General features: G+C 41.5%; 17 protein-coding genes and 4 tRNA genes. 13 read left to right on the top strand and 8 right to left on the bottom strand.

Features of this window, described 5'->3' with window-relative positions:
• Positions 1-27 precede the first annotated feature (27 nt).
• Positions 28-1,137 carry a GNAT family N-acetyltransferase gene (locus H729_RS01690; protein ID WP_081633083.1) on the top strand — a complete coding sequence of 370 codons (1,110 nt, stop codon included), beginning with the start codon at positions 28-30 and terminating at the stop codon, positions 1,135-1,137.
• 86 nt (positions 1,138-1,223) lie between these two features.
• Here the strand turns inward: H729_RS01690 and H729_RS01685 are convergent.
• The 6 genes from H729_RS01685 to H729_RS01665 all read right to left on the bottom strand — a co-directional run bounded on the left by H729_RS01685 (position 1,224) and on the right by H729_RS01665 (position 4,907).
• Positions 1,224-1,296, bottom strand: a tRNA-His gene (locus tag H729_RS01685).
• Between the two features lie 77 nt (positions 1,297-1,373).
• Positions 1,374-1,543: transfer RNA gene (locus tag H729_RS09865), tRNA-Trp, on the bottom strand.
• Positions 1,544-1,724: 181 nt separating this feature from the next.
• Positions 1,725-1,802 (bottom strand) — tRNA-Arg (locus H729_RS01680).
• An 88-nt stretch (positions 1,803-1,890) separates the two neighbouring features.
• On the bottom strand, positions 1,891-2,766 hold the full coding sequence (locus H729_RS01675) for an ABC transporter ATP-binding protein (protein ID WP_020448267.1): 876 nt from the start codon (positions 2,764-2,766) through the stop codon (positions 1,891-1,893).
• Between the two features lie 9 nt (positions 2,767-2,775).
• Positions 2,776-3,741, bottom strand: a complete 966-nt coding sequence (locus tag H729_RS01670; RefSeq protein ID WP_256365375.1) for a FecCD family ABC transporter permease — start codon at positions 3,739-3,741, stop codon at positions 2,776-2,778.
• A 92-nt stretch (positions 3,742-3,833) separates the two neighbouring features.
• Complete coding sequence (locus tag H729_RS01665) at positions 3,834-4,907, bottom strand: FecCD family ABC transporter permease (protein ID WP_020448265.1); 1,074 nt, start codon at positions 4,905-4,907, stop codon at positions 3,834-3,836.
• Between the two features lie 125 nt (positions 4,908-5,032).
• Here H729_RS01665 and H729_RS01660 point away from each other — a divergent pair, with 125 nt between their 5' ends.
• The 3 genes from H729_RS01660 to H729_RS01650 all read left to right on the top strand — a co-directional run bounded on the left by H729_RS01660 (position 5,033) and on the right by H729_RS01650 (position 8,049).
• A complete protein-coding gene (locus H729_RS01660; RefSeq protein ID WP_020448264.1) occupies positions 5,033-6,349 on the top strand; it encodes a hypothetical protein in 1,317 nt (438 codons plus the stop codon).
• Positions 6,350-6,545: 196 nt separating this feature from the next.
• Entirely contained in the window at positions 6,546-7,739 is a 1,194-nt protein-coding gene (locus H729_RS01655; protein WP_020448263.1) for an ArsA family ATPase, read from the top strand.
• Positions 7,714-8,049 carry a hypothetical protein gene (locus H729_RS01650; RefSeq protein ID WP_020448262.1) on the top strand — a complete coding sequence of 112 codons (336 nt, stop codon included), beginning with the start codon at positions 7,714-7,716 and terminating at the stop codon, positions 8,047-8,049. Before H729_RS01655 ends, H729_RS01650 begins: the two co-directional genes overlap by 26 nt.
• Here H729_RS01650 and H729_RS01645 read toward each other — a convergent pair.
• Entirely contained in the window at positions 8,046-8,627 is a 582-nt protein-coding gene (locus H729_RS01645; protein ID WP_020448261.1) for a CBS domain-containing protein, read from the bottom strand. The genes H729_RS01650 and H729_RS01645 overlap by 4 nt on opposite strands.
• A 96-nt stretch (positions 8,628-8,723) precedes the next feature.
• Here H729_RS01645 and H729_RS01640 point away from each other — a divergent pair, with 96 nt between their 5' ends.
• From H729_RS01640 to H729_RS09930, 8 genes are all read left to right on the top strand, one after another.
• Complete coding sequence (locus H729_RS01640) at positions 8,724-9,308, top strand: TIGR00296 family protein (protein WP_020448260.1); 585 nt, start codon at positions 8,724-8,726, stop codon at positions 9,306-9,308.
• Positions 9,305-10,570, top strand: coding sequence for a dihydroorotase (locus H729_RS01635; protein WP_020448259.1), 1,266 nt, complete (start codon positions 9,305-9,307; stop codon positions 10,568-10,570). The genes H729_RS01640 and H729_RS01635 overlap by 4 nt, the downstream gene beginning before the upstream one ends.
• Complete coding sequence (locus H729_RS01630; RefSeq protein WP_020448258.1) at positions 10,551-11,675, top strand: YkgJ family cysteine cluster protein; 1,125 nt, start codon at positions 10,551-10,553, stop codon at positions 11,673-11,675. Before H729_RS01635 ends, H729_RS01630 begins: the two co-directional genes overlap by 20 nt.
• Before the next feature lie 58 nt (positions 11,676-11,733).
• Complete coding sequence (locus H729_RS01625) at positions 11,734-11,949, top strand: LSM domain-containing protein (RefSeq protein WP_020448257.1); 216 nt, start codon at positions 11,734-11,736, stop codon at positions 11,947-11,949.
• Between the two features lie 25 nt (positions 11,950-11,974).
• The gene (locus H729_RS09375; RefSeq protein WP_020448256.1) at positions 11,975-12,142 is read left to right on the top strand and encodes a 50S ribosomal protein L37e; all 168 of its coding nucleotides are present in this window, start codon (positions 11,975-11,977) and stop codon (positions 12,140-12,142) included.
• Positions 12,143-12,153: 11 nt separating this feature from the next.
• On the top strand, positions 12,154-13,578 hold the full coding sequence (purF, locus tag H729_RS01620; RefSeq protein ID WP_020448255.1) for an amidophosphoribosyltransferase: 1,425 nt from the start codon (positions 12,154-12,156) through the stop codon (positions 13,576-13,578).
• Between the two features lie 36 nt (positions 13,579-13,614).
• Positions 13,615-13,687, top strand: a tRNA-Ala gene (locus tag H729_RS01615).
• 119 nt (positions 13,688-13,806) lie between these two features.
• On the top strand, positions 13,807-13,977 hold the full coding sequence (locus tag H729_RS09930; RefSeq protein ID WP_172618643.1) for a hypothetical protein: 171 nt from the start codon (positions 13,807-13,809) through the stop codon (positions 13,975-13,977).
• A 147-nt stretch (positions 13,978-14,124) separates the two neighbouring features.
• Here H729_RS09930 and H729_RS01610 read toward each other — a convergent pair whose 3' ends face one another.
• Positions 14,125-14,886 (bottom strand): ABC transporter ATP-binding protein, encoded by a 762-nt coding sequence (locus H729_RS01610; RefSeq protein WP_020448254.1) that lies wholly within the window; start codon positions 14,884-14,886, stop codon positions 14,125-14,127.
• 104 nt (positions 14,887-14,990) lie between these two features.
• Here H729_RS01610 and H729_RS01605 point away from each other — a divergent pair, with 104 nt between their 5' ends.
• Entirely contained in the window at positions 14,991-16,370 is a 1,380-nt protein-coding gene (locus H729_RS01605) for a dockerin type I domain-containing protein (protein WP_020448253.1), read from the top strand.
• Positions 16,371-16,396 lie beyond the last annotated feature (26 nt).

Genomic DNA, 16,396 nt, shown 5'->3' with positions numbered 1-16,396 from the left:
CCTCTTGCCGGTTGGTATATATCCAACATGTTGCAGAAACTATCCGGGATTCTGCAGATGTCCGATAAAACAATCAATGAAGAGATTTTCGTAAGACCCTATCGTCTTGGGGATGAGGAGAAAATAGTCCCTTTTTTAGAAATGTACATGGGATGGAGAGCTCCGAGGGGAGTTGTACCAACTGAGCATTGGAAATGGAAATATCTGGATAATCCGGTAAGTAAAGCTGCTGTCTGCATAGCAGAATGCAACAATAACTTGATCTCAGCTGCTGCCTCGATACCGTCTGAAATTATTCTGCGGGGAAAGCCTACCCTCTCGGCTCAGGGAACCGACCTCTGCACCAGCCCTGAATTCAGAGGAAAGGGATTAATAAGCAGAGTGTCAGACTGCAGAGACAGCATAAAAGAAGATCTGGGCGTGAAATTGGATTATGGGTTTCCCAATAAAGCATCATCCTATGTAAGCTTAGAAAAAAGAGGGTTTGAAATCGTACCTTTGAAATTCATTCAATTTAGATGTGTGATAGACTTAGACGAATTTTTCCAGGGCAGCGTGGGCAAGGCTAAACGGATAGCTTACTCAGCAATCAAATCAATGAGAAAGGTTTCGTCATCACCAGACATAGAAATTGAAGAGATAACGGAATTTGGAAAGGAATTTCAAGAATTTTTTGAAAAATGTTCCAAGAATTTTGATCTTATTGCGGCTAGACGCCCCGGTAACCTCAATTGGAGATATCTTGATCCAAGAGCTGGGCAGTTCAAAGCATTCTGCGCAAGAAGAAACAAAGAGCTTGTCGGGTATATTATAATTGGAAGAAGGGGAAATGATGCCTCCATAGCCGACCTGCTCATATCTCCTAAGGATACTAAAGCTCTGGATTCTTTGATTGTAAAAGCAATACAATATGCTACAGAAACAGAAGCATGCAGCTTGTTATGTCTTTTACCGAATGAACACCCGTATGGCAGGAGAATGTCTGCAGCAGGATTCCTTGTGGAAGAAAGATACACTGGAGACATAAAAATGAGCATGATCTGGAAAGGACCAGATCTGGATGATAATATTAAAAAAATGCTAAAAAACGAGTACATTAAGTGTCATATAACTCTGGGAGATACAGACTGGATATAATTAAAAATGATGTACCTGCCACTGTTTGAAAATCAGATAAATGAAAAGAAATGCAAAACACAGTACTTAAGAAACTGTAATTAAGGGGCCCGGTCCGAGATTTGAACTCGAGTCTAGGGATCCACAGTCCCACAGGATGCCAGGCTACCCCAACCGGGCCATATATACAGCGTTTCAGTGACTAGCTTAAAAAGTTTAGGTGGTCAATACAAAGATACAACAATTGATGCGTTAAGTGGGGGCACTGGGATTTGAACCCAGATCAGCGGGTTTCCACCACATGGGGAGCGACCCCATGCGAATTAACGAGTCAGCGCTCCAGTTAGTCATCACCGGTCAGCAAACCCGTTCGCAGTCATTCTCGATAACTGGAGCCCGCGAGGATGCCGTGTTACCCCATACCCCCAGGGTTCAGCATTATGCTTTACGCATCCTTTGTTGCCTCTTTCGGCGCCTCATTTTCTTTTTGCGCCATTTCCATCTCTGTTTACCCCGCTTTTTCCAAGCGCGTGAACTTCGTTTCATCGTGAATCTCCTAATTTATTTCCACCGTGAACCGGTAGTTAGATATGAAGCTTTTGTTTGAATGGCGAGCTCGGGGGGATTCGAACCCCCGACCACTGACTTAGAAGGCCAGTGCTATATCCAGGCTAAGCCACGAGCCCACGGATTCAACATACCACATGATTAGAAATCATGCGATACTACTGCCTTCAACGCTTTGTTACTTATATTTCTTTCTATCGGTCAGCCTTAACCAGATCGGACTTTTTCTACACCCGCGCCCTCTAATTTTATAGATTCGTTGATTATACTTCCTGAAGAAACATAAGCTGTATCGCAAAGAGGGATGGTTTCTTCATCATCGTCATCCTCAAGAATGACATGCGGTCGACCATGATCATCAATTATCCTTGATGAAATGTTATAGATTTCACGCAGATTTGATTCAGTAATGACTTCGTGCGGCTTTCCCACGGAATGTATTTTTCCTTTCGACATTAAGATCATGTTATCTGAGTATTTTGCAGCAATGTTGAGATCGTGGCTGATCATGATTATGATCATGTTCTTCAACCTGGACAGTTCTTTCAGCATACGAGTGACTTCTATCTGGTGTTTGATGTCAAGATTTGAAGTTGGTTCATCTAAAAGAAGAATTTTCGGTTCCTGCACAAGGCCTCTGGCAAGCATTACCTTTTGATGCTGTCCTGCAGAGAGTTCATTAAAGGGACGCATCGCGAGATGCTCTATTCCCAACAATACTAACACTTCCTCTACTTTTTTTAAGTCGCTGTTAAGAGATTTCCATGTGCCGTGCGGATGCCTTCCCATTAAAACCGTGTCCGTAACAGAAAGAGGAAAGGTATCGTTAGCAGAATATGGAACATATCCCACCAATTTTGCTAGATCCTTGATTGATATGTTTTCTATGTTTTTATCATCAATTAAGACAGTTCCCGAAGTTGGAGAGAGAATTTTATTCAAACAGTGAATAAACGTAGATTTTCCAACACCATTGGGACCGATTATGGAAACTAACTGCGGGTCATTTATCTCAAGAGATATGTCTTTTAAAACGTCTACACTGGAGTACCCAAAGCTTATCTCATCAACAAATATTTTCACAATATCACCTCACCATGCATTTTTTCTAGTTTTTATTAAAATAAATATGAATAATGGACAACCAACTAATGCACTGATTACACCAACTGGCAATCCCATTTCACCTGCAACTTTAGCAAATGTATTTGCAATGAGCAGAAACAAAGCACCAAACACTGCCGATGCTGGAATCAGATATTTTGTATTTGAACCGACAAAAATTCTGGCTATGTGCGGTCCGATTAAGCCAATAAATCCAATTGTCCCAGTAAAGCTGACAATTGCTGCAGTCATGAGAGAGATTATAGTCATGCTCAGGATCATATGTTTCTGGGAGTTTACACCGAGACTCTGCGAAGTTCGTTCACCAGACGTCATAATGTTAAGTTTACGATGACCGATCCACAGAACCAATATGGCAGCTATGGTAACTCCTGACATTACCGGCAGATCATTCCAGTTGATGAATGCCAGAGTCCCGACCCTCCACGCATAGGCCTCTGACAGATTCTCAGGATCTGCGGTAACCATGAGTAGAGAAGTAATTGCAGAAAAAACATACATTACAGCTATTCCAGATAGGATCATCTTTGTAGGTGTTATGTTCTTTTTTCGGGAAATTGCAACTACTACAAACACTGGAATTAATGAAAAGACAAATGCATTGAGTACAAGTGATGTGTCATAAGAAAGATTTGGGAATATAAAGAGACCATATACAATGCCCAATGATGCGCCGAGAGACGCGCCTGAAGACACACCCATTGTGTAGGGATCAGCAAGAGGATTGCGCAGCATTGTCTGCATGACGCAACCACCGACGGCCAGGCCTGCTCCGGCAATAACTGCAGCTAATGCACTGGGAACACGTGACCATACGATGTCATCTACACGAGGATCGCTGATACTATTTTGTAGATGATCCAGAATAATATTTAGTGCTTCAGAGAAAGTTGTGTGATAAATTCCTACAGATAAAGTAAATATGAACGCTATAAGACACGACAGTACACAGATTATTATAAACAGCAGTTTTAGAGAGTTTGATTTTCGATAGATTTCAATAAGGTGCCCTTGAAGAACGGAGATTAAAACACCTCCTTATCAGATTTCTGTCTCATCACCATGTACAAGAATACAGGAGCTCCTATGAATGACATTACAACTCCCACTGGGATCTCAGTATATGACAGAAGAGAACGAGAAAGTGCATCCGCGAATACAAGTGTAAATGCACCTACCGCCATAGAAAGAGGTACAACGAATTTGTTGTCTCCGCCTATAAGGAACCTTGCCAGATGCGGCGAAATCAAGCCGATGAAACCAATGATTCCAGTATAGCTTATGATCGCTGCAGTAAGAACTGAGAGAAGAATAAGACATATGACTCTAAATTTGCCGACATCAAGCCCCAGACTTTTAGCGCTGTTGTCACCCAGTGCCATGATGTTAAGCTTATTGGAAACAAGCTGTACCAAAATTGAAGCGATTAATACTGTTAAAAACATGACAGGAATATCGCTCCATGTCGACCCAGACACTGAACCGATCTGCCATAAAAATGCTGAATGGAGCGTATCAGAGTCTGTGCTGATCATCAGCAGAGTCACTACTGCATTGAAAAAATAAGAGATTGCCGTACCTACGAGGATCATAGTAGAGGGTGAGCTGTTAACGTATTTTGTTATCAGAATTACAACAATCGCAGGAATCAGCGCACATACAAAGGAGCTCGAGATTATGCCGTATTCCCCGGCTATTGAAGAAAATGAGAAACCAACAATTAAAGCAGATACGGCTCCAAGACAAGCACCTGAGGAGATTCCTGTAGTATATGGATCAGCAAGAGGGTTGCCCATCATACTCTGCATTACAGTTCCGCCCAGAGCAAGCCCTGCACCTGCAATAATGGACATAACCACACACGGCAAAATTCCGTCAAAGATGTAGAAATCGTTCCACCATTCTGGAGATCTTAATGGATATTCTGCACCCAGCAGGTGATCGAGTATGATTTGATATGCGTCAAAGAATGAGGTATGCGTACCAACGGCACATGAGAGTATTGCGACAGTTACTGTCAACAATACGAAAACTATGATCAGCAACGCTCTCTTGGCTGCAACAGCGTGATACTCTTTCAGAATGCTATTTTCCATCATGATTGGATTAATTATCCAACATTCTGCGTCTATTTATAAGTTGTCTTATTAAGCCTATTTTAAAAAGTAATTGGTTAAATAATATGATTTGCATACAATATAGGATAATATATCCAAGTGATACTATGAATAAGAAGATGATAGCTGCAGTGGCTGTTATCCTTGTCGTGATAATAGTTGGTGCCGCATATGCGGTAATCGGCTTAAACAGCGGTGACGATAAGAAAAACAGCGTTGATTATGATGTTGCTTTATCAATAATGGGCAATGCCAATGAAGACAATTATCTGGACTCTGAAGATACAGAGATCATTCAAGGCATAATTGACGGAAAATACAGTCAAGATGCATATAAATTCGCAGATGCGAATGATGATGGCGCGGTAGATGAAAAAGACTTGGAAATTGTTAACAAATTGATCAATGGTAAAGAAACAGAAGCAATTGTAGTTGATCAAGAAAACAACAAAGTAAAGGTTCAAGTTCCCTTGAAAAATATCATATCCATTAATTCAGAAATGCTGCCGATTCTTATATACATAAACGGAGAAAAGAAAGTGGCGGGGTACATATCTTCTGAATATGAAGTTGCCCAGAGTATAATGGATAACGGTTTTTCAAAGAAACTTGACGGCAGCAGAGCCATAACTGCAGCTTCATACTCAAGTATTGTTGAAATAGATTCGAAACTAAGTTCAGAAGGTGGAATAGGTGCGATTCTATGTCTAAATGATTCTGCATTGGGCAATTATGCAGATCAGCTGCACACAGCGCAGATACCAATAATAAAAATCAAATGTTCTAACCCTATCGAATCAATAGACGCTGCCTTGACGCTAGGTTATCTGCTGGGAGGAGAATGCAAAGACAAAGCGTATGATTATGTGGAAGACTCATACAAAGTTCTCAACAAAATAAACGATGCACTTGAATCTGTAAGCAAAAAAACAACATGCATTGCAATGTCCATGGGGACTCATGTAGCAGAGATCAATTCCGGATATTCTGTGACAACGAAGCTTGCGGGCGGAGATGTTATTTGCGGACTTGAAGGAGATGGATCCCAAAAGCTTCAGGAAGCGGAATCAATAACCAAATGGGACGGCGTTGAGCATATTGTCGAATTCCGGTCAATGGATTTCATCAAAGAAGATGAAGTGGCCATGTGGGACAAATATGCAGAACATGTGGAAAAATCATCTTCGTACCAGGATGTGGTTTATATCAATGCTTCCCTGCCGATAATTGTAAAGGTAGCATATGTGGCAGAGATATTCTATCCTGAATTATTCAAAGATTTAGGCAATGACACGTTCAGATACTTTATCGATACGTATTCTTCATATCTGAACGATATGTCTGATGACAACAGGCTGGATCCTGAGGAGATTACAACCATTGTAACGTATGAATCATACAAAGCTCAGGGCGGAAGTAAGTAAATATTTTAAAGCGGGGGGGGGTTCAAATCCCCTCCTGTCCACCAATTTCTAAAACACAGATTCTTAATGCACAGTTGAAAAATAAAAACGAATATGCAGGGTATCGACGCAGAAAAAGCAGTTACATATCATAAAAACTGCCAAAACATCCGCATCATTCAAGTATTGGTTGAACCCTAAAACGCCTGGTGACGGGATGAGGCTCATCATATACACAGGCAAAGGTGGAGTCGGAAAGACTTCTGTAGCGGCTGCAACTGCTCTTAAATGTGCTAGAAAGGGTTACAGGACATTGATAATGTCCACAGATGCTGCACATTCAGTATCGGATTCCATGGAAACCGAGCTCTGCGGACAGCCTACACGAGTTGAAGAAAACTTGGATGCAATCGAAATAGACATGTTATATGAATTAGAAACTCGCTGGAGTGAGATTCAAAAATATATTTCGGACTTCCTCGTATCACAAGGCCTTGATGGCATCACTTCAAAGGAGATGTCGGTGATCCCGGGAATGGAACTAATGTCGGCATTGTTCTATTTAGATGATTTTCATAAAAAAGGAACATACGATGTAATCGTAATGGATACCGCCCCTACTGGAGAGACCATTAAACTACTGTCATTTCCTGAATCATCAGAATGGTATTCGGATAAGCTCTACCGTATAATTCACAACCTCATCAAAGTAGCAAGAATGACCATCGGAAAGGTAATGTCAACCCCGCTGCCGTCAGAAGAACTGCTCAAAGACCTGGAGATGCTGATTGGAAGAATGAAAAATGTACAGAAGATTCTGGAAGATCCTGAAATAACATCGATACGCCTCGTGGTAAACCCTGAGAAGATGGTCATTAATGAGACAAAACGTGCTTACACATATCTCTGTCTTTATGGTCTCACTGTAGAGTGCTTAGTCATCAACAGGCTGCTCCCAGACGGTAATGATGACTACTTTGCACAGAAAAGAATTGAACAGGAAAAGTACATGAAAATAATTCAGGAATCTTTTGATCCCTTAAAAATGCTGAAGGCCCAGCAGCTGCCTGTAGAACTCGTGGGAATGAAGTCGCTGGAATATCTTGGGGATATGCTATTCCAAGATGAAGATCCGACAAGCAGATTTACAACCGAAAGACCAATTGAGATATACAGCGAGAATGGAAAGGACATAATCGCACTGAGGCTGCCATTCATGCCAAAAGAAAAAGTGCAACTCTATAAATCCTCGGACAGCCTTGTAGTAGAAGCAGGCCAGTACCGTAGATCGATGTCTCTACCATTTACATTCATACAGAAAGAGCCAGAAAAAGCAGAATTTACGGACGGCATGTTAAGAATAATGTTCCCGGGAGATGATGTAAGTGGAGAACGAAAACCAGCAGAGTGATGAGACATACACACCACATGATTCGGACCTGAAAAAAGACATTGAAAGGGTAGTCAATGTCTTATTCCCTCCGGAAGCCAGACATCATGTTATGAGGGCTACCACAGAAATGATTCTTGCAGTAGACTCGGTAATACCCAAAGGTCTTGTTCCTCAGGAAGTTAAAAATCAATACGAAGTGGTTAGGAAAGAAACAGTTACATTGGTAAAAACCATAGCTCATGCGGCCACCAATCCATCGCAGGCAGGCGATGAGCCAAAAACAGAAGAAAAAGAAGAGAAGGGTTTGAAAAAAATTGAATTTTCCTAATCAATTGGATCTTTTACAAACAAATCTCTGCATTCGGCACACAACAGGGGACCTCGACCGGAAACCGCCCCTGTCTGCCTCAGATCATACGAATAATTTTCGCAGTTTTCACAATAACCAGCTAATGAGACTGGATCTCTTTCAAAACGAGCATCGGAACAAATGCCGCTCCGTTCAGCAGCATTTTCAATTAGAATAGGCGCCAGTTTTGCCAGATCACCTTCTGAAACTATACCAATCAATTCACCATTTGCAATAACTGGCATACATCGGATTTTCATGCTGGACATTTTCTTGCCCGTGGATGAAAGCAGCTCTTCTGGAGCAGCGGTTATCACAGGAGAAGTCATGATATCGCATACCAGAGTTGATTCGGGATCTCTGCGTTCAGCAGCAATTTTTTCAACAAAATCAGTTTCAGTAAGTATGCCTACAGGATTATTTTTATCAATAATGACGATTCCGCGGCTGTTTGCAGAGTTCATCAATGTTGCAGCTTCCCTCACGGTAGAATCTCTTACACAAGTGACGGGCTCTACCATGATGTCAGAAACACGGATGTTGGATTCGAATACCATGAAGTCAATTTTGCATTCAAGAGGTACAAATATCTTGACCGGTGGGCCCGGCGGCCATCGGCAGATTGTTATCAGAAATATGCATATTGTATCGTCATGGACGAAGACGAAGGAATATTCGCAGTCCAACTAGCCAGAAGCGCGGTGGATGCTGAAATCAGCAATGGTAAAGTAAACGTGGAAAATACTTCTCCCCTGTTTAATGAAAAAAGAGGAGTGTTTGTAACCCTGAAGACTTATCCAGACGGAGAACTGAGGGGATGCATAGGATTCTCGGAGCCTGTGTACCCGCTGGCAGACGCAATAATAATGGCTGCTGAGAGTGCATGCCATGACCCTAGATTCAATGATCTCACTGATGAGGAAACTATTACGGTGGAAGTATCTATATTGACAATTCCAGAACTTCTGTCAGTCGCACCGGAGGACAGACCGGGTGCGGTAGAAATAGGAAAGGACGGCTTGATTGTAGAACAGGGATATTACAAAGGCCTTCTACTTCCGCAGGTGGCAACAGAATGGGGCTGGGATTCTGAAGAATTTCTATCACATGCCTGCGCTAAAGCCGGCCTCAGATCAAAGGCATGGAAAAGCCTTGAAACAAGAGTATTCAAATTTCAAGCAGAGATTTTCTCTGAAACATCACCAAGCGGAGACATCAGGAGGTATGAGGGGCAATGAGTGAACTGGTAATTGAAGGCCGGGCATATGTCAAAGGCAGCATAGCCAATTGGTGCATAGGCATAGACAACGGCAAGATCTCTGAAATAGGAAAAAACCTCAAAGGAGATGACCGCATCAATTTCAAAGACAGTATAATCTTCCCTGGCTCGATTGATCCTCATGTACATTTCAGAGACCCTGGACTGACCGATAAGGAAGATTTTTCAACAGGCTCTCTGGCGGCGGCATTTGCAGGTGTCACTTGTGTTTTGGATATGCCGAATACAGTTCCTCCCGCTGTATCTAAGAATTCACTTCTGGAAAAGAAGGAGCAGATCTCAAAGAAATCATGGGTAGACTATGGTCTTTTTGCAGGCTGCGTTCCTGGATCTGACCTTAAGAGTATGGCTCACTATGCCGTCGGCTTCAAGTTGTTTATGGGATCGTCAACAGGAAAGCTGCTGGTTACAGAAGAATCAGACATTCAGAAGATTCTGGCAGATGCAAAAGAATGCAACAAAGTACTCAGTGTACATGCAGAAGATGAAAATCTGATTAAAAAAGACCCGGAAAAAAACATTTCAGATCATGCAAAAAACAGACCTCCTGAAGCTGAAGCGACGGCAATAAACAGGCTTAAAGAATCAGACTGCAAAGTCAATATTTGTCATGTGTCCTCTTCGGCAGGCCTCGATGCACTGCAAGCCACAAATTTCACTTCTGAAGTTACAGCACATCATTTATTTTTCGATAAGGACAGCATTGAAAATAGTACATACGCCAAAGTCAATCCGCCTTTGAGAAGCAGAAATGACCGTTTTGCACTCATGAAAGCTCTGATAGATGGAAGAATAAGCATGATTGGATCAGATCATGCACCTCATACCATCGAGGATAAGGAACAGGAATTCAGCTATGCACCTTCAGGAATGCCTGGCGTAGAAACATCAGTTCCTGTTCTTCTTGCAATGGTGAAAAAGGGGCAGTTTCCATTAGAGAGATTTGTTAACGCAGTCTCAGAAAAACCAGCAGAAATATTCAACCTAAATAAAGGCTCGATAGAGCTGGGAAAAGACGCAGACTTCATGATTGTCAATCCAGGGCGCGTGGAAGCCATAAAGGTTAAGAACCTGCATAGCAAGTGCGGCTGGAGCTTGTTTGAAGGATTTGATGCTCTATTTCCACAGGCCGTGATGCTTGGAGGAGATCTGCTCATCGAAGAGGGGAGCATCGTCGGAGACAGAGCTGGGAAGGATGTAATTGTCTATTCAAAATCTTGATGTAGATTTATCTGAGCTTGAAGGCAAGATGTTTACCTGTTATGAGGAGTGCGGACTGTGCTGCCTGTGCCAAGCAGAAGTGTTGCCTGAAGAAGTTCCGTTCTTCAAAAAGAACTATCCAAAAAACATAGTTCAGAAGACAGAACCTCATAGATATACAGCTCTGGCCCTTAAGAATAAGGAAGGGCCATGCATATTTCTAGCTCCAAATAGAAGATGCACCATATACAACAATAGACCACATTACTGCAGACAGTTTCCGTTCCACTTGTACTCAGGAGACAGGATACAGGTAGAGTTGGATCTGTCATGCCGTGGAGTCTGGGGAAAGACCGGGGAAGATGCTCTGGTGGTAGGAGCAAATATGGTCTCAGATCACATAGATGAGCTCAGAGAATACCTGGCTCAATCAAAAGAGGTCTATCAGGAATTTGAGGTTAACTGCAAAGACGCAGGTACATACAGGAGCCCGGATTATCTACGTAAAAAAGTCAAAGAAAAGATCCCTCAGATGATAAGTCTGCAGTATCTTGCCAAGATTCTAGACATGTCCTGCGAAGATGAGGAAATGGAACTCCCAGACGACGTTGAAGGCAGAGAATATTCAAAGAAAGATCTGGAAATTTCAACGATGGAAACTGGAATGGAATCACTCATTGCCGAAGACATCTATTCAGCTCCCATATACTGCGACCCTCTCAACAGATGGAACGTATTCATGGCAGAGGATAATGAAATTGAATGGGCGATTATGGGCGACGATGGTGTTTTGACCCCGGCAGGAAAGATTGATCCTCAGAAAGTAGAGCTTCTGTCACCCGAAGGTGACGGCGTACAGATATTCCTTGATTACCTAAACACGCTCAATAACAGAGACAGCTCAATGGGCTATACCTATTATTTAGTAGACGACTATGGCTATGAGGATTATCTCGCAAATGCTTACTATGGCATGATAGCCACTTCAGCACTAGATGTTCTGTGGAGAGCATCTCTGATAGCTCATATCAATGGATGGAAACTTGATGCCAGAGGCATGAGAGAGGGCATAATTGCTTATGATATGGATCGTTTGGATGCACCTACGATCGGCGCATTTCTGTAAGACGGTCGTAGTTAGCTTCAAATAGTCCCTGGATTTATGGGGTTTCCTGGTGGATGTAATGCAGAAACCTCTCACCGTTCTGAATCAGACGATTAATCGTCCCGTAATCGTTGAGCTAAAAGCAGGCAGAGAATACAGGGGAATCCTTGATGGATATGACCCACACATGAATTTAGTGCTTAAAAACGCTGAAGAACTTGTGAATAACGAAGTGGTGAGGAAGCTCGATTTGACAATCGTGCGCGGGGACAATGTGATCTATATTTCACCGTAATCAGATTTACTAAGGAGATGAAGATATGGGAAAAGGTACTCCCTCTATGGGTAAAAGATCAAGCGGCAAGTCTCACATACCTTGTCGCCGTTGCGGAAGGAGCGCATACAACATCGTAAAAGGCACATGCGCCTCCTGCGGATATGGCAAGACTACCAGGATTAGATCCTATTCCTGGGCTAAACAGCACTAATGGAGGATTACATGGTCGACATGCCCGGACATTATTGCGGGGTTGTCGCCATGGCACTGACCTCAGATGCTGTTCCGTCTCTAAAACGAGCGCTAAGGGTTATCCAGCATCGTGGTCAAGAAGGAGCAGGCATAGCTGTATACAAAGATAATAAAATCCAATCATTAGCTAACGTAGGATTGGTACATGAAGTTTTAAGCGGGCAACGTTACAACGAAATTGAAGGGAATTATGGGATCGGACATGTCCGATACTCAACTACCGGTCGTTCAGTAGCCCAAAATAGTCAGCCAATTGTAGTCACTTCTGCCATAGGCGATGTAGCTGTAGGACATAATGGGGATCTTGTAAATTCTGAATCAACAAGAGAAAGACTCCAGAATATTGGATGGGCATTCCTAACAACTACAGATTCTGAGATAATCATCAGACTGCTTGTAAACGAATTAAAGGAAGGCGTAGATCCAGTAAAAGCTATCAGAAATGTGATGCATCAATTGAATGGCGCCTACTCTCTTGTAATAATGATCAAGAATAGAATTTTTGGAGTGCGTGACCCTCTGGGTTTCCACCCGTTAAGCATAGGAAAGCTAGATAAAGGATATGGACTTGCGTCTGAATCCGCTGTTTATGACATATTACAAGGTCAATTCGTAAGGGATGTGGAACCAGGGGAGATTGTTGAGATCTTTCCCGAAGGATATACATCATATCCAACTAACTCAAAAGTGAACAGTGCTCACTGCATGTTTGAGTGGATTTATTTTGCACGCCCAGATTCTGTTCTTGACGGCAGAGAAGTCTATGATGTAAGAAAGAAACTGGGAATGATACTGGCAAGAGAACATCCAGTAAAAGCAGATGTTGTCATCCCGGTTCCAGATTCGGGGAGAGCTCATGCTATAGGATATGCTGCTGAGTCGGGTATTCCATATGAAGAAGGATTCATGAAAAACCGTTACGTAGAACGTACATTCATTCTTCCGGAACAATCACTGAGAGAAGAAGGAGTGGGACTTAAACTGAATCCTATCAAATCAACAGTTGCCGGCAAGAGCATTGTTGTTGTGGATGACTCGATAGTAAGAGGAACGACCCTGAGAAAGATTATAAACCTCTTACGAAAAGCAGGTGCTAAAGAAGTCCATGTACGCATTGGGTGCCCTCCAGTCATAGCTCCATGCTATTATGGTGTGGATATGCGCACAAGAGATCAATTCATAGCTACAAACAGAAGCATTGATGAGATTGCAGAGTATCTTACTGCAGACAGTGTAAAATATACCACTATCCGCGATGTTGAAGAAGCAATTGGCATGCCAGCAAGCAAATTATGCGTAGCATGTCTGAACGGTGAGTATCCTACAAACGTTCCAGGAGAAAAATGCAGAAAACAGCCTACCCTGGATTCATTTGAAGAGGATAGTCAACAGTAAGCTTTAATAAGTAAGATAACTTTGGCGGTCATACTCGGGCAGGTAGATCAGTTGGAAGATCGCTACCTTGGCATGGTAGAGGCCGGGGGTTCAAATCCCCCCCTGTCCACTTTTATTCTATTTGTCGCTTGATTATAATTTCACACTTTATAAAATAAAGTGCTGGCTTGAGAATTTTAAACAAAAAATAAGCGTTCTTTATGATTTGAATTCAAGGGAGGCTTATAATTGAGCCTTCCGAGCCTTTTAAGCCCCATTTTTAAGGCTAATAAATCACTCGATATTGCAGAATTTTACAAATCGCTTGATGAGTTGGAGTTTGCTTTAGCTGCAATAGAAAATGATCAAAAAGAAAGGCAAATGATTGCTTTAAATTGGACACGGAGGCGATCGCAATGACCGATGACCCCTTCATTGGTTCATACCAATAGAATCATATACACAGTTATTAAAATATCATCTGAGGGATTCAGCTTATAAGTTTGTAATTGATCTAAAATGTAAGAGCGCATAGGAGTTTAGATCTCTTTGCAACCATCATATTAATTAAATAATGATTACGTGTGGTTTACCATAGGTTCTATCTATAATTGCTTCAACATCATAAACCTCCTTAATCTGTGAAGCTGTCAAGACTTCATCAGGAGTTCCGAATGCAATCGGTAAACCATCATTCATCAAAATGATTTTGTCACAATAATTCATAGCTAAGTCAAGATCGTGGATTATGGCACAGACGCCCAGCATTCGTTCTCTAGAGAGCGTTTTAATTAAATTCATAACTTCAATTTGATATTTTATGTCTAGATTGGACGTTGGTTCATCCAATAACAGAATCTTAGCCTCCTGGGCAATAGCTCTGGCAATTAATACTCTCTGCGTCTGACCACTTGATAGCTCATCAAAAAAACTAGCCGCCAAATCCTTAATATTCAGGCTCTCGAGAACATTCCATACAATGTCCTCATCAGTATGTGCTGGCTTCCAGGCAATATGCGGACTGCGACCCATCATAACTACTTCAAATACAGTTGGAGAAGCCATATCATTTCTTACATTTTGAGGGACATATCCGATATACTTGGCGATTTCAGAAATTTTCATTTGAGAGACTTTGTTTCCTTCGATGAGAATTTCACCCTGGGATGGAGTTAGAAGTCTGTTTATACACTTTAACATAGTAGTTTTACCAGAACCATTTGGCCCCAGTATTCCCAATACTTCTCCATAGTTCATACAAAAATTCATTCCGTTCAAAACTGGAATCTGGTTATATGAAAATTTAATCCCATTTACATCTAAATCCATTTTCTTACCAACTTGTACGTATAATTAGTTAATCTGCATAGATTATTTGGATAATACATCCATAAGATTTAAAATATTAGGATGATTACTCCAATTGAACACATATGAATAATAAAATTATTGCAGCGTTGGTAGCGCTGATTATTATTGTCGCTGGAGTTGGTGCATATTGCATCATATCAGGAAACGATGAGAGTGAAGACAAACATCTGTTGGCAGATGATTATGCTCTGCAGATATATGGCAATGCAAACGGAGACTGGGCAGTAGATGAAAAAGATATTGAATATCTGAAAAAGATCATCTCTGGAGATGAGGAGAAAACTGAGTTTGCAGATGCAAATAACGATGGCACTATTGATCAAAAAGATATTGATAAAGTGCAGGGAATAATAAATCGGACTACAGACTCTATGTACATGCTGGACGGAAGCGGAAAGAAAATAAAAACAACATTGGATCCCCAGAGAATTGCAGCTGATTATCTTCCAAATGCAGAATTATTAAACATATTAGAGATATCTGACCGGGTTGTTGCGGTTGATAAGGCACCATATGATCTTCGTGAATTTTATTATATGAATCATCCAGACAAGGATAGTATTGTTTGTTTTGGTGCAAATAATGGAGCTAATTTGAATGTAGAGGTAGTAGCAGACGCAAAGGCCGATGTTTGGCTTACGTTTACTACTGCAAATTATGATGATAAAGTAAATGCAATACCAAATGGCAATGTTGTATATCTAGGATTAAATAAAGCAGATATTACAGATCCTTATCGATCTACATCAATTCAGGGATTTTTAAAAGCTGGTTATATCTTCGATAAAGTAGAAAGAGCAGAAGATTACGTAGAGTGGCTGCTGGATATATATGAAAATATCAATGGTGTGACTGAAAATATATCCGATGATCAAAAGCCCTATGCATATTTTCTATGGTATGGTCATTATGTCACTGGTGCGACTAATGATATCAGAGGATTTGCCAAATCAGATCCACTATCTCAAGCATGTATGCTTGCCGGTGGAAGGTGCATAACAGAACTTAATGAGAATATATGGCTGCATTCAAGCGATTATATGCAGATAGACCCAGAGTGGGTTGCTGACCATGCAGATCTGATAGATTATGTATTTGCACATTCTGTAAAAATCTCAGGAAATGGTTCGATGAATGCAGAGGTACCAAACAATGGTTATCTGTGTGATGATCCGAGTGAATTTGAAGATGCCCAGAAACATATGGCTACAGTAGATATATTTTCAGGAATTGATCCCAACAATATGTACTGCATAAGCGGAGACTTTAGAAACAATGGTACTGGAAGTATGCTCCTTGCGGTATATCTTGCTAAATTATTCCATCCTGATCTGTTTCCAGATCTGGATCCGGTAGCCATACATCAAACATACATCTCAGAATGGTTAGGGTTCCAAAATTACGACCTAAGCAAACAAGGTGTATTTTTCTTAATGGAATGAAATAGCGGGAGAAATCCCGCTTTATT

The organism is Candidatus Methanomassiliicoccus intestinalis Issoire-Mx1 (assembly GCF_000404225.1).
In the GTDB taxonomy this organism is placed as follows: Archaea; Thermoplasmatota; Thermoplasmata; order Methanomassiliicoccales; family Methanomassiliicoccaceae; genus Methanomassiliicoccus_A; species Methanomassiliicoccus_A intestinalis.
Note: the sequence above shows the minus strand (reverse complement) of the source record. Positions and strands in the feature narration are given on the sequence as shown.